General features: G+C 72.4%; 15 protein-coding genes and 1 riboswitch. Of the genes, 12 read left to right on the forward strand and 3 right to left on the reverse strand.

Features of this window, described 5'->3' with window-relative positions:
- Positions 1–91: 91 nt before the first annotated feature.
- Positions 92–271, reverse strand: coding sequence for an antitoxin (locus tag ACFXAZ_RS08815; RefSeq protein ID WP_384586792.1), 180 nt, complete (start codon positions 269–271; stop codon positions 92–94).
- Between the two features lie 174 nt (positions 272–445).
- Between ACFXAZ_RS08815 and ACFXAZ_RS08820 the strand changes: the two genes are divergently transcribed.
- Positions 446–1,189 carry an HNH endonuclease family protein gene (locus ACFXAZ_RS08820; RefSeq protein ID WP_384586794.1) on the forward strand — a complete coding sequence of 248 codons (744 nt, stop codon included), beginning with the start codon at positions 446–448 and terminating at the stop codon, positions 1,187–1,189.
- A 36-nt stretch (positions 1,190–1,225) separates the two neighbouring features.
- Here ACFXAZ_RS08820 and ACFXAZ_RS08825 read toward each other — a convergent pair whose 3' ends face one another.
- Positions 1,226–2,044, reverse strand: coding sequence for a hypothetical protein (locus ACFXAZ_RS08825; RefSeq protein ID WP_384586796.1), 819 nt, complete (start codon positions 2,042–2,044; stop codon positions 1,226–1,228).
- Positions 2,045–2,252: 208 nt separating this feature from the next.
- Positions 2,253–2,945 (reverse strand): hypothetical protein, encoded by a 693-nt coding sequence (locus tag ACFXAZ_RS08830; protein WP_384586798.1) that lies wholly within the window; start codon positions 2,943–2,945, stop codon positions 2,253–2,255.
- A gap of 232 nt (positions 2,946–3,177) precedes the next feature.
- Here ACFXAZ_RS08830 and ACFXAZ_RS08835 point away from each other — a divergent pair, with 232 nt between their 5' ends.
- The 11 genes from ACFXAZ_RS08835 to ACFXAZ_RS08885 all read left to right on the forward strand — a co-directional run bounded on the left by ACFXAZ_RS08835 (position 3,178) and on the right by ACFXAZ_RS08885 (position 18,569).
- The gene (locus ACFXAZ_RS08835) at positions 3,178–5,622 is read left to right on the forward strand and encodes an N-6 DNA methylase (RefSeq protein ID WP_384586800.1); all 2,445 of its coding nucleotides are present in this window, start codon (positions 3,178–3,180) and stop codon (positions 5,620–5,622) included.
- Positions 5,623–5,984: 362 nt separating this feature from the next.
- Positions 5,985–6,629 carry a hypothetical protein gene (locus tag ACFXAZ_RS08840; RefSeq protein ID WP_384586802.1) on the forward strand — a complete coding sequence of 215 codons (645 nt, stop codon included), beginning with the start codon at positions 5,985–5,987 and terminating at the stop codon, positions 6,627–6,629.
- A gap of 38 nt (positions 6,630–6,667) precedes the next feature.
- Positions 6,668–8,155 carry a serine/threonine-protein kinase gene (locus tag ACFXAZ_RS08845; protein WP_384586965.1) on the forward strand — a complete coding sequence of 496 codons (1,488 nt, stop codon included), beginning with the start codon at positions 6,668–6,670 and terminating at the stop codon, positions 8,153–8,155.
- A gap of 362 nt (positions 8,156–8,517) precedes the next feature.
- Complete coding sequence (locus ACFXAZ_RS08850) at positions 8,518–9,162, forward strand: SurA N-terminal domain-containing protein (RefSeq protein ID WP_384586804.1); 645 nt, start codon at positions 8,518–8,520, stop codon at positions 9,160–9,162.
- A gap of 149 nt (positions 9,163–9,311) precedes the next feature.
- The gene (locus ACFXAZ_RS08855) at positions 9,312–10,430 is read left to right on the forward strand and encodes a MazG family protein (RefSeq protein ID WP_384586806.1); all 1,119 of its coding nucleotides are present in this window, start codon (positions 9,312–9,314) and stop codon (positions 10,428–10,430) included.
- 41 nt (positions 10,431–10,471) lie between these two features.
- Positions 10,472–11,758 carry a cytochrome P450 gene (locus tag ACFXAZ_RS08860; protein ID WP_384586967.1) on the forward strand — a complete coding sequence of 429 codons (1,287 nt, stop codon included), beginning with the start codon at positions 10,472–10,474 and terminating at the stop codon, positions 11,756–11,758.
- Between the two features lie 1,149 nt (positions 11,759–12,907).
- Positions 12,908–14,248 (forward strand): transglycosylase family protein, encoded by a 1,341-nt coding sequence (locus tag ACFXAZ_RS08865; RefSeq protein WP_384586808.1) that lies wholly within the window; start codon positions 12,908–12,910, stop codon positions 14,246–14,248.
- A 271-nt stretch (positions 14,249–14,519) separates the two neighbouring features.
- Positions 14,520–14,716: riboswitch (cyclic di-AMP (ydaO/yuaA leader) on the forward strand.
- 3 nt (positions 14,717–14,719) lie between these two features.
- Positions 14,720–15,463, forward strand: coding sequence for a transglycosylase family protein (locus ACFXAZ_RS08870; protein ID WP_384586810.1), 744 nt, complete (start codon positions 14,720–14,722; stop codon positions 15,461–15,463).
- 614 nt (positions 15,464–16,077) lie between these two features.
- Positions 16,078–17,364, forward strand: a complete 1,287-nt coding sequence (gene eno / locus ACFXAZ_RS08875) for a phosphopyruvate hydratase (RefSeq protein WP_384586812.1) — start codon at positions 16,078–16,080, stop codon at positions 17,362–17,364.
- Positions 17,365–17,460: 96 nt separating this feature from the next.
- Positions 17,461–17,937, forward strand: a complete 477-nt coding sequence (locus ACFXAZ_RS08880) for a septum formation initiator family protein (protein ID WP_384586814.1) — start codon at positions 17,461–17,463, stop codon at positions 17,935–17,937.
- A 107-nt stretch (positions 17,938–18,044) separates the two neighbouring features.
- Positions 18,045–18,569, forward strand: coding sequence for a DUF501 domain-containing protein (locus ACFXAZ_RS08885; protein WP_384586816.1), 525 nt, complete (start codon positions 18,045–18,047; stop codon positions 18,567–18,569).
- The last annotated feature ends 59 nt before the right edge of the window (positions 18,570–18,628 follow it).

Consider the following 18,628-nt stretch of genomic DNA (forward strand, 5'->3'; position numbering starts at 1 on the left):
GACGGATCGTGATGTTCATGCTGGTCATGATGTTCGTGGTGGTGCAAGGTGATTCGAGGTGGTTCGGGGTGTCCTCCGTGGGGTCTCCGGCCTACGGCTGCTCGGGCCTTTCGCGGTCCATGCCGAGCGCGCCCTCAGCCTTTTGCTGCGCGTCGTCGACCTGGCTCTCGTACTTGTTGCCCGTTTTCTCGTTGGCCTTCTGTTCCGCCGCGTCGGACATGGGCTTGGCCTTGTCCTGACCGTGGCTCTTGAACCTGTCGAAGATGCCCATCCAGAGCTCCTTCCGGAGGTGACTCAACACCGACGATACGCCCGAGTTGCGTAAATTGCGCGGCTGGGTGTGGTGTGGTCTGAACCTCTCGGGCGCTACGGTTCGCGGGAGGCGGGGAACGCCCGTCGGGGGCGGAACGCGCGGGTGAGCGCGGGTGAGGGGGAGGGGCACGCCGTGATGCGTCTGAGGGGTGGGGCCGTGATCGCCGCCGCGCTGCTGATGGCCGTGACCGGCTGCACGGAGGGAATCCCGGGCACCGGTGAACCGGCGGAGCCCGGCGGCGGGGACGGGGGCGCAGCGGCGGGCCAGGGTGGGGGCGCGGCGCTGGCCGCCGCCCGGGAGTTGACGGTCAAGGGCCGGGCGCCGAAGACCGGGTACGACCGGGACCGGTTCGGCACCCCCTGGGCCGACACCGACTCCAACCGGTGCGACACCCGCGACGACATCCTCGAACGGGACCTGGCGGACGTGGAGTTCACCGACGGCCGCTGCGAGGTGGCCTCCGGCACGCTCGACCCCGACCCCTACACCGGTCAGGAGGTCGCCTACGTACGCGGGCGCAGCCAGGTCGACATCGACCATCTCGTCGCCCTCTCCGACGCCTGGCAGAAGGGCGCCCAGGGCTGGGAGGCCGGCAAGCGCATCGCCTTCGCCAACGACCCCCTGAACCTGCTCGCCGTCGACGCGAGCACCAACCGCTCCAAGGGCGACGGCGACACGGCGACCTGGCTGCCGCCCAACAAGGCGTACCGGTGCACCTATGTCGCGGGCCAGGTCGCCGTGAAGCGCAAGTACGGCCTGTGGGTGACGTCCGCAGAACGGGACGCCATGACCCGCGTCCTGTCCGGCTGCCCCGACGAACCCCTCCCGACGGGCGGCAACCCGACGGCGGCCCCGCCTCGGTTCAGCGCGGACTGAGGCGGACTCGGTGGTGACGTCGGGGGTGGCGGTGGCTCAGCCGGTCAGTTCGTCCACGTCGATGACCTCGCCGGACGGCTCGTCCGCCGGTACGGGCTCGTCGAAGTCGCTGAAGACGACACTGCCCGGGTCGTTCGCCGCGGCACTGTCCACTCGCAGCAGATACGGCTCCCCCTCGGTGGCGACGTACAACGTGTAGGTGTCGGCGCCGTCCTTCTCGCGCAGGACGATCGCGGGCGTGCCGTCGACGGTGGTGGTCTCACCGCGCGTGGCGTCCGAGCGCACGCCCCCGGCGCCGGCCAGGACGGTGTCCAGATCGCAGAACGCCCCGATGTCCGTGCCGTCCGCGTCCGTCGCCGACGTCCGGGTCCACTGCCCGGCCAGCAGGGCGACCGTCGCGTCGACGTCCTCCTGGGGCTCGCCCTCGCTCTGCGCGCGCAGGAACGCCTCGTCGTAGCGCAGATAGAGGGAGCCGCCGGTCTTGATCAACTCGGCCTCGCCCTGACCGTCGAAGCCGAACGTGCCCGCGCAGTCGCCCTTCCGGTCCACCGCCATGTCGAGCCGGATCGTGCCGCCGCTCGTCTCGTCGGGGATGTCGCCCTTCATCCGCAGCGACTCTGCCGCCGCGGTCGCCTCGACGGCCCGCTCGGCGATCTCGCCGCCGGTCAGCCCGGGAAAGAGTTCTGCTGACGCGGACCGGTCCGTGGGGGAGGTGGACGCGGCCGGGGCGGCGGACACCGGGTCCGTCGTCTGCGCCCGGCCGGTGCCGCCGCCGTCCTGGCCGGACCCGCAGCCGGTGAGACCGGCGGCCGTCACGGTGGCGAGACACAGGGCGGCAAGTGTCGTACGACGCATGGGAGATCCTCGGAGATACGGGCTTCCGGGCCCGGGGGGGGTGTGCGGCGGGGCCGCTTGTTCGGGGTGTGCGGTGGGGCGCTCGGCGTGGGGCGCGGGGCGCGGGTGGGGCGTTCGGCGTGGGGCGCGGGGCGTGTCTGGATGGTTCACGCCCCACACGGAGCCCAGGCGGGTCGGTCCGTCGGTCTGCCGGTCTGTCGGCCCTGGGTCAGGCCGTCTTCTTCCAGTCCTGGCAGCCGGACGTCTTGAAGTAGGCGTCGGACGCGGTGATCGTCACGATCGCGGAACCGCTGACATTGTTGTTCGCGATGATCGACTCCAGGCCGTGCTCGGCGTCCTTGTCGCGCTCCCAGTAGCACATGTCGTCGGTGTTCCCGGACGACGTGTAGGTGCCGGGCGCGATGTCGACGCCGACCTTGAACATCCCCCCGTCGCCCGCCATCTCCGTCGCCGGCGTACCGCCCTTGGCGTCCGGGTCGACGGCCTCCCAGTCCGAACAGCCGCTGGACTTGAAGATCTTGTCGGACGCCGGGATGGTGACGTAACTGGTGCCGGTGACATTGTCGTTCGCCAGGATCGACTCGAACTCGCCCTTGGCGTCCTTCGCGCGCTCCCAGTAGCACATCGCGTCGGTGTTGCCGCTGGTCCGATAGGTACCGGCCGGCACATCGGAGCCGATCTGATACTCGCCGTCCCCGCCGAACGCCGACTCCTTCTTCTCGGTCTCCTCGGCCGCGTCCCCCGAGCCCGACTCCTTCTGGTCGCCGGACGCGCCCTCCGCCGACGCCGAAGAGCCCTTGTCGCCGCCGGAACCGTCGTCGCCCCCACCGCTCACCGACACCGCGCCGATGACGACGATCCCCACGACTGCGCCCAGCGCGATCTTGCCCTTCATGCCCATGGCAGTTCCCTCCCCAAAGCGTTGACCGCCTCTGTCGGGCAGTCGCTCGTTCGATGGGTCAATAAGAGCATCGACTGTGAACCGAGTCAACAAGGTTCACGTCTTCAGGTCGGTACACGGCCGTGAACTCCCGGATCTTGCATACTGCCCGTGAATGGGTGGATCGTGCATACGTCGTATGCTCGGGGTCACATACGGGACGCTGGACGACGGGACGAGGGGAGCGGGGCGAGTGCAGGACAACGCGACAGAGGTGACCGCTGCGGGGATCGCACGGCTCGCGGGCGTGGGACGTGCCGCCGTCAGCAACTGGCGCCGTCGCCACGCCGACTTCCCCAAACCCGTCGGCGGCACCGAGACCAGCCCGTCCTTCGCCCTCGCCGAGGTCGAACGCTGGCTGCGCCACCAGGGCAAGCTCGCCGAGGTCCCGCTCCGTGAACGCGTCTGGCAGCAACTCGCCGGACACCCCGAGGGCCCGGCGACCGCGCTGATCCACGCCGGGTGCGTACTGCTGCTGATCCAGGACCGGCCGACCGTGTGGCTGGACGTGGCCGCCGGCTCGGACGAGCGGCTCGCGGCCATGCTGCCGGGGGAACTGGAGCCGGTGATCGTCGCGAGGTTCGGCGGCGCGGGGCGGCGACGGGGCGGGGCGAGTGGGGCCAGTGGGGCGAGTGGAACTGGAGGTACGGGTGGTGCCGGTGGCGTAGGCGGGGCAGTCCGGGCGGCGAGTGTGAATCCGCCGTGGGGTGTGAACGGCCCTTGGGCGGTCAACAGCTCCGCCGCCGGTGACCGCCCCGCCGCGAGCAACACCTCCGCCGCGAGCAACACCCCCGCCGCCGTCAACGGCCCGCCGCCCGTCAACACCCCCACGGCTGTGAACAGCCCGGCCCCCGTACACAACCCAGCACCCGTACACGCCCCGGCCGCTGTGAACACCCCAGGCACCGCGAACACCCAGGCCGCCGTCAACACCCCGGCCACCGTGAACCCACCCCCCGCTGTGAACACCACCCCCGCTGTTCACACCCCCACCGGCCCCGAACTCCTCCCCTCCGCCCCCCTCCTCCGCGGCGCCGCCGAACTCGCCGCCGAGATGGGCGCCCGGCAGACCTTCGAGTTCCTGCTCGGCCGGCATCTGGACGCCAACCCCCGCCAATACACCCTCACGCCCGCCGAACTGGCCGACCTCATGGCCCGTCTCGCCGGACCCGCCCGGATCGTCCTCGACCCCGCCTGCGGCACCGGCGCCCTGCCCAGGGCCGTCGACCCGCGCCCCGACCAGGAGTTCCATCTCCAGGACAGCGCACCGGAGCTGGCGGCGTTCACCGCGCTCCGGCTCGCGCTGCACTCGGGCGCCGCCGTACGCGCCGCTGTCGGTGACACCCTGCGCGCCGACGCCCACCCCGGACTGCGCGCCGACGCCGTGCTGTGCCATCCGCCGTTCAACGAGCGCAACTGGGGCCACGACGAACTGGCGTACGACCCCCGCTGGGAGTACGGCTTCCCGGCGCGCACCGAGTCCGAGCTGGCCTGGGTGCAGCACGCGCTGGCCCGGCTCAAGGAGGGCGGCACCGCCGTCCTGCTGATGCCGCCCGCCACCGCCTCCCGCCGCTCCGGCCGCCGGATCCGCGCCGACCTCTTGCGGCGCGGCGCCCTGCGCGCCGTGATCGCGCTGCCCGTCGGGGCCGCCCCGCCGCACAGCATCCAGCTCCACCTGTGGGTGCTGCGCCGGCCCGGCACCGCGCCCGCGGCCCCGGAGGTGCTGCTGGTCGACACCGGGCAGTACGCCGGGGAGGGCCGCGGCGGGCCCGACTGGCGGGCCGTCAGGGACGCGGTGGCCGAGGCGTGGAGCGCGTTCGACCGCGCGGGCACGCTTCGAGAGCGGCCGGGGCTGGCGCGTTCGATGCCGGTCATCGACCTCCTCGACGACGATGTGGACCTCGCCCCCGCCCGTCACCTCCCGCCCCCGGCGGCGGCCGAAGGCGCGGAGGCGCTCGCCGCGGTCAGGGAGCGCCTGGGCGAGACCCTGCGCCTCACCGGCGACCTCACGCCCCCTCCGGTCACCCCCGCCCACACCGCGCGCTGGCCCCTCACCACCATCGGCGAACTCGCCCGCGGGGGCGCGCTCGTGATGCGCTCCAGTACGAACACCGCCCACGCGCGCGTGCCGGGCGCTCCGGCCACCGACAGCCCCCCCGCGCGCGTGCCGGTCCTGACCGACCACGACGTCCTGTCCGGCGCCGCCCCCACCGGCGCCCTGCCGGAGGGCGACGAGGAGACCGTGCTCACCGAGCCCGGCGACGTCGTCGTACCGGTGCTCGGCGGCGGCGCCATGGCGCGCGTGATCGACGACGCGACCGGGGGCGCCGCCCTGGGCCGCAATCTCGTCCTGCTGCGCCCCGACCCCACCGCGCTCGACGCGTGGTTCCTCGCCGGCTTCCTGCGCGGCACCGCCAACAACCGCCAGGCCAGCAGCTATGCCTCCACCGCCACCCGGCTCGACGTGCGCCGCCTGCAACTGCCCCGCCTCGCCCTGAACGAACAACGCCGCTACGGCGCGCGCTTCCGCGCCCTGGACGAGTTCGAACGGGCGCTCAGGCGCGCGAACCGCACCGGGGAGCAACTCGTACGCGGGATGTACGACGGCCTGACCGACGGCACGGTGGCCCCCGACTGAGCCGCGCGGCACCGGCCCGCTGAGCCGCGCCGCACCGGCCCGCGAAGCACCCGCGCGCGAGGCGCCGGCACGGGCGGCACCGCCAAGGGCGGCGACAGGGGCGGGAGAACGGCAACCGGAGCGCCGTATCCGGCGTCGTAGCAGCCGAAGCGGCGGCGCCGCTGCGACGTGCGGGGACGCGGGGAGTGATCAGGTCGACAACGGTTCGGTACAACCCGGGACCGGTTGTCCGTGTCGGCCTATACGCTCGAAGCGACCATCGCACGACCGGCAGCGCACGGGGCCGGCCGCGCGCGCCCGTTCCAGGTTTCCCGTCCCAGGTTTCAGGAGCAGCCATGCATGGCCACGGCTATACGCAGCCGGTGAAGCGGCCACCTTCCACAGGGGTGCTGGTGTTCCTGCGTGTGCTGTTCGTGGTGGTCTCGGTCTGTAGCCTCGGCTTCCTGACCGCGTCGATGATGCTGCGCCTGGCGCTCGTCACGCGCAAGGCCCTGGACTGGGTGCTGTTCGTGGCCGTCGTGGCCATCGACATCCTCGCCATGGTGCTGATCGGCAAAGACCCGGGCGACGAGATCGACACGGCCATCGGCTACACCGGCCTCACCCTGCTGCTGGTCACCCTCGCCGCCGCCGTCGTGTACTACCTCACCGCCGAGATCCGCCACTACCACGACCGCCGGCTCCACTACGCCCCGTACGCGCCCGCGCCCGCCCCGGGGCCCGCGTACGGCTACCCGCAGCCGCAGCCCCCGTACACCGCGACCACGGTCTCCCAGCTGCCGCCCGCCCACCGCCCGCCGCACACCCCGCCTCCCCCGAGCGCCCCGCACGGCACGCCCGTGCCGCACGCCCCGCAACCCCCGCACACACCGCCCCCGATGGCCCACCCGGCGACGCCGACGCCGCCGCCCCAGCGACCCGCGCGGATCGACGAGGTGCGCGCGGAGCTGGACGAGCTGAGCGACTACCTGCGCAACCAGGACGGCCGGCCCGAGGGCGACAGGTGACCGTGACGGCAGGACGGGTCGTCGCCGACCGCTACGAACTGGCCACACTGATCGGGCAGGGCGGCATGGGCCAGGTCTGGACCGCCTACGACCGGCGCCTGGACCGGCGGGTCGCGGTGAAGCTGCTGCGCCCCGACAAGGTCGCCGGGCAGGAGGCCGACGAACTGCGCCGCCGCTTCGTGCGCGAGTGCCGGGTGACCGCCCAGGTCGACCACCCCGGCCTGGTCACCGTCCACGACGCGGGCAGCGAGGGCGAGGAACTCTTCCTCGTCATGCAGTACGTGGACGGCGCCGACCTCTCCGACCACCTCGCCGAGCACGACCCGTACCCCTGGCAGTGGACGGTGGCGGTCGCCGCGCAGCTGTGCGCCGTCCTGAGCGCCGTGCACGCCGTGCCGATCGTCCACCGCGACCTCAAGCCGCGCAACGTGATGGTCAAGCAGGACGGCACGGTCACCGTCCTCGACCTCGGCGTGGCGTCCGTCATGGACAGCGACACCACCCGCCTCACGCACACCGGCTCCCCCATCGGCTCGCCCGCCTACATGGCGCCCGAACAGGCCATGGGCGGCGCGGTCGGCCCGTACACCGACCTGTACGCGCTCGGGGTGCTGATGCACGAACTGCTCAGCGGCGACGTACCGTTCGCGGGCTCCACCGCGCTGGGCGTCCTGCACCGGCATCTGTACGAGCCCCCGCTGCCCGTGCGCCGCATCCGCCCCGAGGTCCCCGAGGCACTGGAAACCCTCGTCCTGCGGCTGCTCTCGAAGGACCCGCAGCACCGTCCGGGCTCCGCCCAGGAGGTGTACGAGGACCTGGCGCTGCTGCTGCCCGCGCGCGGGATGCCGACCGGGGCGCCCCTCGACCCCATGCGGCCCTTCCTGCGCCCGCACGCCCCCTGGCCGGCCCGCGCGCGCACGCCCGCGCCCCAGCCCGCCCCCGCCACCCCGCCGCCCGACGAGAAGCCGGACGTCGCCAAGGCCGTCGACGAGGTCAAGCGGCTGCTCGGCGAGGGCCGCATCACCCAGGCCGTCGACATCCTCGGCGCGATCCTGCCCACCGCCGCCGAGCAGCACGGCGAGCACTCCCCGGTGGTCCGCACCCTGCGCAAGCAGTACGCCGCCACGCTCATGGACGACGGCCAGTACCGGCGTGCCCTGCCCGAACTGCGCCGCCTCGCCGACGAACGCGCCGCCGAGGCCGGCCAGGCCGACCCGCAGGCCCTGCGGTTCCGCTACGACGCCGCCCAGTGCCTGGAACAGCTCGGCGAACCGGCGGCGGCCCTCGCGGCCTACCGCGCGCTGCTGCCGTACTACGAGAACCAGTACGTCTCCGGCGACCCCGGCCTCGCCCACGAGGTGCGGCGGCGGATCGGGCATCTGCTGCTCGCCCTCGGCGACCGCAGCGCCGCTCACGAGACGCTGATGCGGCTCCTGCACGATGTGGAGCGGCTGGGCGGCCTCGCGCATCCGCTGGCGCTGGAGGTACGGCGGACGTTGCAGTGGCTGGGGCAGGTACGGGGCTGAGCTCGGCCGAGCCGACGTGCCGGTCTGGTCGGTCTGGTTCGTCTGTCGGCGTGTCGGTCCGTAGGCGTGTCGGCGTGTCGGTCTGTCGGCCTGGGGTTCCGGGTGTGGCCGACACGCCGTCGCCCGCGCGGGGCGGGCGGTGGAAAAATGCGCCTATAGGACGCTGCCGGGGCGATGCGCGGGCGCTGTGCGCGGTGGCCGGGCGTGGTGGTGGCCGGGGGCGGGCGGGGGCGCGGAGCGCGGCGGTGCCCGAAGTCGTGGTGAATCGTTGGTCGAATGGGTTGGCCAGAGCTTGCTCGCTGCCTACCATCGATCACCGCAAGACTTTGTGCACCGCCGCACAATCTCCTCGGGAGGTTCCCTTGCACCGCCGTCGTCGCACCGCGCTCGTCCTGTCCGCCGTGATCGCCGCCGCGGCCCCGCTGCTCACCGCGTGCGGAAACGACGCGCACCCGGGTGCGGCAGCCGTCGTGGGCGATCAGCGGATCACCGTGTCGCAACTGGAGAACCGGGTCGGTGAGGTACGCGACGCGCAGCGGGCCGCGGTGACCGACGAGGCGCAGTACGCGCAGACCATCGCCGAGACCGGCAGTCTCACCCGGGACACCCTGCACGGCATGGTCCTGGACCAGGTGCTGAACCGTGCCGCCAAGGACGCCGGTGTCACCGTGACCCGCAATGAGGTCCAGACCTTCCGCGGCGAGCTGGAGGCCCAGGCGGGCGGTGCCCAGGCACTGGAGGCGACCTGGCTCCAGCAGTACGGCGTGGCGCCCGAGCGGCTCGACGCCAACCTGCGGGTCCAGATCGAGGCCCAGAAGCTCGCCGCCAGGCTCGGTACCGACACCAGCCAGCCCGCGTTCTGGGCGGCGCTGTCCGAGGCGTCCAAGAAACTCGGCGTCGACCTCAACCCGCGCTACGGCTCCTGGGACGTGGAGACGGTCGGCCGCGTGGACGCGGAGACACCGTGGGTACGCGAGGTCACGGCGGCGGGCGAGCAGCCGGCGTAGCGGATCCGTCCGAGGCCGCGCGAGGCGTTCCGAGGCCGGGACGCGTTCCGAGGCCGGGACGCGGTCCGGGTGGGCGGATAATCCGATGATTCCGTCGGGCTGTGGATAACTTCTCCGGCGGGGTCCGCGGTGTGCGTTACGTTCGGATCGTGAACGCAATCAGCCCCGAAGGCACTCCCGGCCCCGGCCGTATCGTCCTGCTCACCACCAGCCACCGTGTCGCGCCCGGCCTGCTGTCCTGGCCCGCCTGGCAGGCGCTGCACGCCGCCGACTCGGTGCTGTGCGCGGACGGGGCACACCCGCAGCTCCCCTATCTCCGGGACGCGGGCATACGGATCGCCGAGACCGCGCCGACCGCCGAGGACCTGGTCGGTGCCTGCGACGGCGGCCGGACGGTGGTCGTCGTCGCCACGGGCGAGGGCGAGCCCACGCTGACGGACGGACTGGCCCGCCTCGCCGGCTCCGGCCGGGTGCGGATGCCCGAGCTGGAGCTGCTGCCCGCCTCCTACGACCTCCCGGGCGCCCGGCTGCTCGACCTCGTCCAGGTCATGGACCGCATCCGCAGGGAATGCCCCTGGTCCTCGCGGCAGACCCACGAAGGCCTGGCCAAGTACGCCGTGGAGGAGGCGTACGAACTGGTGGAGGCCATCGAGGACGGCGACCGGGACGAACTGCGCGAAGAACTGGGCGATGTCCTCCTCCAAGTGGTCTTCCACGCCCGGATCGCGGAGGAGGGGGCGGCACCGGAGCACATAAGAGGGGAGACCGCCACGGACGACGGGGAGACCGCCGAAGGTGCCGGGGATGCCGGGGAGACCGTGACGGACGACGGGGAGACCGATGGAGACGATCCGGAGGTCTCGGGCGGCGCCCCCTTCTCCATCGACGACGTGGCCGCCGGCATCGTCGCCAAGCTCATCCACCGCCACCCGCATGTCTTCGGCGACGCGACGGCGACGACCCCCGAGGAGGTCAAGGAACACTGGCTGCGCACCAAGGCGCAGGAGAAGCGGCGTACGTCGGTGACGGAGGGCGTCCCGCTCCACCAGCCCGGTCTCGCCCTCGCGGCCAAGCTGGTCTCCCGTGCCCGCACGGCCGGTCTGGACGTCCCGCTGCCCCAGGGCGAGGGCATCGGCTACGAGCTGCTGGCACTGGCCGCCCGCGCCGAGGCCGACGGCGTCGACCCGGAGGCGGCCCTGCGGGCGGCGGCGCGGGCCTACCGGGACGCGATCAGAGACAAGGAGGGCCGGGATACGGTCGAACAGTGACCGACCAGCACGACCGACCGACCTCACCCCAGGGCTGCCCCATGGGCCGCGCCCCGGCCCCCGGCGCCCCCGCCTCCGCCCCCGACCTGTTCACGTGGGCCTTCGCCACCGACCCCTACCCCGCCTACGCGTGGCTGAGAGAGCACGCGCCCGTGCACCGCACCGAGTTGCCCAGCGGTGTGTCGGCCTGGCTGGTCACGCGGTACGCCGACGCCCGCCAGGCGCTGGCCGATCCACGGCTGTCGAAGAACCCGGCGCATCACGACGAGCCGGCCCACGCCAAGGGGAAGACCGGTATCCCCGGTGAGCGCAAGGCCGAGTTGATGACCCATCTGCTCAATATCGACCCGCCCGACCACACCCGGCTGCGGCGGCTGGTGGCGAAGGCGTTCACCCCGCGCCGGGTGGCCGAGTTCGCGCCGAGGGTGCAGGAGCTGACCGACGACCTGATCGACCGTTTCGCGGAGAAAGGAGCCGCAGATCTGATCCATGACTTCGCCTTCCCGCTGCCCATCCACGCCATCTGCGATCTGCTCGGCGTCCCGCGCGAGGACCAGGACGACTTCCGGGACTGGGCGGGCATGATGATCCGGCACGGCGGCGGCCCGCGCGGCGGGGTCGCGCGGTCGGTGAAGAAGATGCGGGGCTATCTCGCCGACCTCATCCACCGCAAGCGCGAGGCCCTCCCCGACACCGCGACACCCGGTGAGGACCTCATCTCCGGCCTGATCCGCGCCTCCGACCACGGGGAGCACCTGACGGAGAACGAGGCGGCGGCGATGGCGTTCATCCTGCTGTTCGCCGGCTTCGAGACCACGGTCAATCTGATCGGCAACGGCACCTATGCCCTGCTGACCCATGACGATCAGCGCGTCCGGTTCCAGCACGCCCTGGAGAGACTGGAGACAGGGGACACCGGGCTGCTCGAAACCGGGGTCGAGGAACTGTTGCGGTACGACGGGCCGGTCGAGATGGCCACCTGGCGGTTCGCCACCGAGCCGTTGACCATCGGCGGGCAGGACATCGCGCCGGGTGATCCGGTGCTGGTGGTGCTCGCGGCGGCGGACCGGGACCCGGAGCGGTTCGCCGAACCGGACACCCTCGACCTCGGCCGCCGGGACAACCAGCACCTGGGCTACGGGCACGGCATCCACTACTGCCTCGGCGCCCCGCTCGCCCGGCTGGAGGGACAGACGGCACTGGCCACCCTGTTCACCCGCCTCCCGGACCTCCGCCTCGCGGCCGACCCGGCCGAACTGCGCTGGCGGGGCGGACTCATCATGCGCGGCCTGCGGACCCTGCCGGTGGAGTTCACGCCACGGGGTTGATGGTCCGGCCAGTGCGCTGGGTCCGGCCGGCCCGGTGGGACCGGAGGGACTGGCCAACTCGGTGGGACCGGCCCGCTCGGCCACCTGGCAGCCCGGCGAGCCCGGCGAGCCCGGCGAGCCCGGCCAGTCTGGCGGGTCCGGTGAGTCTTGCGGGTCCGGTGGGATCGGTGAGACTGGTGACTCCGGCAGGTCTGGTGAGTCCGGTGGGATCAGCTAGCCCGATGGGACCGGCCAGCCCGGCCACCCGGCCAGCCTGGCGGGTCCGCTGAGTCCGGCAGGTCCGGCAGGTCCCGCGGGTCCAGTGAACCTGGTAGGTCCGGCGAGTCCGGCAGGTCCGGTGAGTCCGGTGGGACCAGCCAGTCCGGTAGGCCCGGTAGGCCCGGTGGGCTGGCGGATTCGGTGGGTCGAGCGGGTGTCGGCCGCCCCAGTCACCCAGGTCACCCGGGCGGCTTCGGCGGGGCACCCCGACCGGCCGGGGTCTGGCCACGCCGGTCACGTGGGCGCGCCCTGACCGTTCCGGGGTTCCTGGGGCGCCCCCGGCCACCTGGACGGCCCCGACTGCCGGGCCCTGGAGCGACGCCGGTCACGTAGACCCGCCCGACCGCTCCGGGGGAGCGGCTACCCCGGCCACCTGGACCCGCCCCCACCGCTCCAGCGACCCGGCCGCCCGCCCCGCTCACCCCAGCTGCTCCAGCGACCCCAGCCCACGCGGCCAACTCAGCCCATCCGACGGCTCCGCCTCATCAAACCGCTCTAGACGATCCCGCCGTCCCCCGCCAGCCATCGGCTCCCGGGTCACCCCTCGCCCCCACCCCACTCCCAACTCACCAACCCACCCAATCCGCCTAAGCACCCCAACCGCCCCCAACTACCCCGAGTCACCTCAACCACCCGATTCCCCCTCCTCCCCTTCCCTTCGCCCCACCATCCCCTCTCCACCCCACCCCCCAACAGACAGTCACCCCACAGCCCCCGCCCAGCCGTAGACGGTCACTCAAATGGTGACGGCCGTTCATCTTTGTGATCTTCATGTGATCTGCACGGCATTAACTTGTGACAAGTCAACCGGTGCCGCTACGTTCACCCATCAGCGCGACGCCGAGCATCACGCGCCGCGCGGGTCACCGCTGTCTCGCGAAAGGTCCCCGCATGCTCTCCGGGAACGGTCGTCACCGTCGCCCCCGTCAGGCTCCGGCTCTTCTCGTCGCGGCCGGAGTGACCGGGTCGGTCATCGCCATCCCCCTCCTCACGGCCGGTGGCGCGAGCGCTGCCAGCGGTACCACGTGGGACAAGGTCGCCGAGTGCGAGAGCGGCGGCGCGTGGAGCGCGGACGACGGCGGCGGCCACTACGGCGGCCTTCAGCTGACCCAGGACGAATGGGAGGCGTACGGCGGGCTGGACTACGCGTCGAGTCCGGACCGGGCGAGCCGCTCGCAGCAGATCGCGGTGGCCGAGCGGATCCTCGCCGACCAGGGGGTCGGCGTATGGCCCGTCTGCGGGCCCCTGCAAGGTCTCGCGCAGGATTCGGCGCCGGCCGGGGTCGACACGGGCGTGGCGGGCGACCCGACGCCGGACGCCTCGGAGAGCGGGAGTGGTTCCGACGGCTCTTCCGGCGGTACGGGTGGATTGACCGACTCGTCCAAGTCGTCCGATGGTTCGGGTGATTCGTCCGCTGGGTCGGATTCGTTCGGGAGTGCCGACGACCCCGCCGCCCCCGGGAGTTCCATCGAGCCGGGCTCCTCGCCCACCGGGAGCCCCACCGACAGCCAAGCCGACAGTCAAGCCGACAGCCCCACTGGCGGCGCCACAGACAGCCCCTCCGGCTCCGCCGGCCCCGCTGACCCCTCCGACGCCTCGTCCGCCCCGTCGGGCGGCCAGGGCACGCCGGGCGCGCCCGGCGGCGCGGACGACGCCTCCGGCGGTTCGCTTCCCTCGATCTCTCCCGTCGAACCGCCCAATGAGTCCTCCTCCGGGCCCACCGGCGCCGAATCGGACAACTTCCAGCAGAGCCTCGGCTCTTCGCATCTCGTGGACACCGGCGCCCTGCCCGAGGTCGATCCCCTCCCCGGCAGCGGCCGGCATCGCGGCGGCAGCGCCGACGAGAGTGATGTGAAGGCGCCGACGGGGCGCGCGGGTGACCCGTCAGCCTCCTCGGCCTCCCCGGACGCGCCCGCCCCTCTGAACACCCCCGCCCCCCTGAATGCCCCGGATTCCTCGGATTCCTCGGATTCCCCGGATTCATCCGGTACCCCCGATACCTCCGGAACTTCCTCTTCCTCCGGACGTCACGCCGCGCGCGGCGGCGGCGACGCGCAGGACGCGCTCGGCCGCTCCTACACCGTGCGTCCCGGCGACACCCTCACTTCCATCGCCGACTCCCTTGAGGTCGACGGCGGATGGCGCCAGATCTTCCAGCAGAACGAAACGGTGCTCGACGGCGACCCGAACCACATCGTCCCCGGTCAGACGCTCGACATCGGCGCCGAGTAGGTCGAGGGCCGAGTCGAGGGCGGGGCATGAAGCGATCAGAATTGGCCACGGGTTGGGTCAGAAGTGGGCAAGAAGTGAGCTGGAAGTGACGGGAGTTCACGTCATACTTCGCGCTGAATGTCCAGGTTTGGCGAAAGTGTGGGATGAGTCTCAGAAGCCCTGATCGTCTTTGAAATTCCGGGAATCGCGTGACTACGGTCAGGACCGCTCGCAGCAGCGGGCTCCGCTGGCCGTCACGCCGAATCCTGCCGACGGCCGCCGGGAACAGTCGTCGCGTCAAGCGCCGTAGGCAGGAGCGGGGGACCCAAGGTAAGTGCCGGCACCGGAAGTTGAGGCGACTCGACGGGACGGGACCGGCTTGGGGTGAAGCCATGACGTACGGGATGAAAGCCCCGTACGGGACATGGCCGGGCAACTCAACCGGCCCGAACCCGACAGCTCACCTCGTAGGCGTCGGTGAGGGGATCTCTCATGCTGTTCTCCGGCAAGGGCAAGCACCGCCGTCCGTCCAAGGCCACCCGTGTCATCGCGCTCGCCGGTGTCGCCGGCGCGGCCGTCGCCGCCCCGCTGGTGGTGGCGAGCAACGCCTCCGCCGCCACCGCGTCCGAGTGGGACGCCGTCGCCCAGTGCGAGTCCGGCGGCAACTGGTCCATCAACACCGAAAACGGCTACTACGGCGGCCTCCAGTTCTCCGCCTCGACCTGGGCCGGGTACGGCGGCACGCAGTACGCGGCCACCGCCGACCAGGCCACCAAGTCGCAGCAGATCGAGATCGCCGAGAAGGTCCTCGCGGGCCAGGGCAAGGGTGCCTGGCCGACCTGCGGCGTGGGCCTGTCCAACTCCTCGTACGACGGCGGCTCGGCCGCCACCGACCCCGCCCCGGCCCCCGCCGAGCAGCCGAGCACCGGCAGCACCGGCAGCAACGACAACAGCAGCAGCGAGAGCAGCGGCAGCGGCGACCGCACCGCCGAGCAGCCCAGCACCACCCGCTCGCAGGAGCGCCCGGCCGCGACGCAGGAGACCGTCACCACGCCGGCCGGTGACCAGGTGGAGAAGGGTGACGGCGAGTACGAGGTCGTCACCGGCGACACCCTCAGCGCCATCGCCGCCGAGCACGAGGTCGCGGGCGGCTGGCAGGAGCTGTTCGAGCTGAACGGCGACATCGTCGACAACGCCGACCTGATCTACCCGGGCCAGCAACTGCACCTGAAGTGAGCCACGGCCCGCTGCGGTGACTTCGGGCCATGGCTGGTTCATGGCTGATGCTCAGCCTCTCCACAGGCGGGCCTTCCACCCTGGAGATACGTCCTCACCCTGAGGGGTCTCCTCCCGGAGGAACCCCCCATTGAGGCCCCGTGCGGGTCCCCCCGTCCCCACGGGCGCCCCGCCCCGGCGCGTGATTCCCCCGTACGCGCCGAGGCGGGGCTTTCCCGTGCCGCGACCCCGGCGCCCCGCACGGGGGCGGTCCCGCTCTCCGCACAGGGCCCGCGGCCCTGCCCCCTGGCTTCGCTCCCCGACCCGCCCCGCTCCCCGACCCCGCTCCCCGACCCCGCGCAGGGGGCACGCCCCGACGCCCCCACTCCAGCCGCGCCCGCGCCCCCACTCCCGGCCACCCCACCCCCTCCTCCCAGCCGCCCCCTCACCCCCCCTCCCGACCACCCCCACGCCCCGCCTCTTTGTTTCGTTCGGAAACATTTTACGATCGGTTCCGTCCGAGGGGTGGGAGACCGGCTGGCCGATCCCCCCGGGACGGCTAGGCTCGTCTCGCGGAGCCGCCCGCGGCCTCGCCGCACGGCGGTCCCGCCCACCGCGTCACATCCACGAAGGAGATGCTCGTGCCGTCCATCGACGTCGTCGTAGCCCGGGAAATCCTGGACTCCCGAGGCAACCCCACCGTCGAGGTCGAGGTCGGCCTCGACGACGGCAGCACGGGTCGTGCCGCCGTACCGTCCGGCGCCTCCACCGGCGCCTTCGAAGCCATCGAGCTGCGCGACGGTGACCCCAACCGCTACCAGGGCAAGGGCGTCGAGAAGGCGGTCCTCGCCGTCATCGAGCAGATCGGCCCGGAGCTGGTCGGCTACGACGCCACCGAGCAGCGCCTGATCGACCAGGCGATGTTCGACCTGGACGCCACCGACAACAAGGGCTCGCTCGGCGCCAACGCCATCCTCGGCGTCTCCCTGGCCGTCGCGCACGCCGCCTCCGAGGCGTCCGACCTGCCCCTGTTCCGCTACCTGGGCGGTCCGAACGCGCACCTGCTGCCGGTGCCGATGATGAACATCCTGAACGGCGGCTCGCACGCCGACTCCAACGTGGACATCCAGGAGTTCATGATCGCCCCGATCGGCGCGGAGTCCTTCTCCGAGGCCCTGCGCTGGGGCGCCGAGGTCTACCACACCCTCAAGAAGGTGCTGAAGACCAAGGGCCTGTCCACCGGCCTCGGCGACGAGGGCGGCTTCGCCCCGAACCTGGAGTCCAACCGCGCCGCGCTCGACCTCATCCTCGAAGCCATCAAGCAGGCCGGCTACATCCCCGGCGAGCAGATCGCGCTCGCGCTCGACGTCGCCGCGTCCGAGTTCTACAAGGACGGCAAGTACGAGTTCGAGGGCAAGTCCCGCTCGGCCGCCGAGATGACCGAGTACTACGAGGAGCTGGTCTCCGCGTACCCGCTCGTCTCCATCGAGGACCCGCTGTACGAGGACGACTGGGCCGGCTGGAACGTCATCACCGAGAAGCTGGGCGAGAAGGTCCAGATCGTCGGCGACGACCTCTTCGTCACCAACCCGGAGCGCCTGGCCCGCGGCATCGAGGAGGGCTCCGCGAACGCCCTGCTGGTCAAGGTCAACCAGATCGGCTCGCTGACCGAGACCCTGGACGCCGTCGAGCTGGCCCAGCGCAACGGCTTCAAGTGCATGATGTCCCACCGCTCCGGTGAGACCGAGGACGTCACCATCGCCGACCTCGCCGTCGCGGTGAACTGCGGCCAGATCAAGACCGGCGCCCCGGCCCGTTCGGACCGCGTCGCCAAGTACAACCAGCTGCTGCGCATCGAGGAGATCCTCGACGACGCCGCCGTCTACGCCGGCCGCAGCGCCTTCCCCCGCTTCAAGGGCTGAACCCGAGCAGCACGAGGAAGCGTCGTACGTACGTCCCCGTACCCGGTCCCGTACCGTGTGCGGGGACGTACGCACGTGTGAACGGGAGGCGGGGACATGGCCCTGAAGGAGCGGGACCGGTTCTCCACGGCCACCAGGCTGCGGCTGCTCGGCGAGCAGACCGCCGAGCGGGTCTACCGCTCGCAGACCCGCCGCCAGGCCCGCCGCTCCCGGCTGACCGGCCGCGCGGCCCTGCTCGCCCTGGTCCTGTGCTCCCTGGTCGTCGCCCTCGCCTACCCGATAAGGCAGTACGTCGCCCAGCGCGCCGAGATCGCCGACCTGGAGCGGCAGCAGGAGCAGGCCCAGGAGCGGGTCGAGGAACTGCGCGACGAGAAAGCACGTTGGCAGGACGACGCCTACGCCGAGCAGCAGATCCGTGAGCGGCTGCATTATGTGATGCCGGGGGAGACCGGGTACATCGTGATCGACCCGGACGCCGTGCAGCAGTCCCGCGCGGACACCGGGGCCGCCGACCGGCCCTGGTACACCAACGTCTGGGAGGGCGTCGACAAGTCCGACGCCGCGAGCGGATGACCCCGCCGCCCCGCGCCGGTACCCCGGCCCGACCAACGCGCCGGATATCCGGCCCGACCAACGCGCCGGAGACCCGGCCCGAGTGACCTGAACGACAGAAAGCAGCCATGCAGACGCCCCCGCCGCCCACCCCGCGCACCGAGCCCACCGCCGCCGACGTGGCCGCCTTCGAGCAGCAGCTCGGCCGCCCGCCCCGCGGACTGCGCGCCATCGCGCACCGGTGCCCGTGCGGGCAGCCCGATGTCGTGGAGACCGCGCCCCGGCTGCCCGACGGCACGCCCTTCCCGACCCTGTACTACCTGACCTGCCCCAAGGCCGCCTCCGCCATCGGCACCCTGGAGGCGGGCGGGGTCATGAAGGACATGACGGCCCGCCTGGAGAGCGACCCGGAGCTGGCCGCCGCGTACCGCGCCGCCCACGAGGACTACCTCCGGCGCCGCGACGAGATCGAGGAGCTGACCGGGTTCCCCAGCGCGGGCGGCATGCCGGACCGGGTCAAGTGCCTGCACGTCCTGGTGGCCCACAGCCTGGCCGCCGGACCCGGCGTGAACCCGCTCGGCGACGAGGCCCTTCAGATGCTGCCGGAGTGGTGGCGCAAGGGGACGTGCGTGACGCCCGCCGGCTCCGGCTGACCGGCCGCCCCGAGGCGAACGCCGTATCCGACCCCCGGTCCTGCCCCCCGGTCCTGCCC

The sequence above is a fragment of the Streptomyces sp. NPDC059477 genome (assembly GCF_042749375.1).
Classification (GTDB): Bacteria; Actinomycetota; Actinomycetes; order Streptomycetales; family Streptomycetaceae; genus Streptomyces.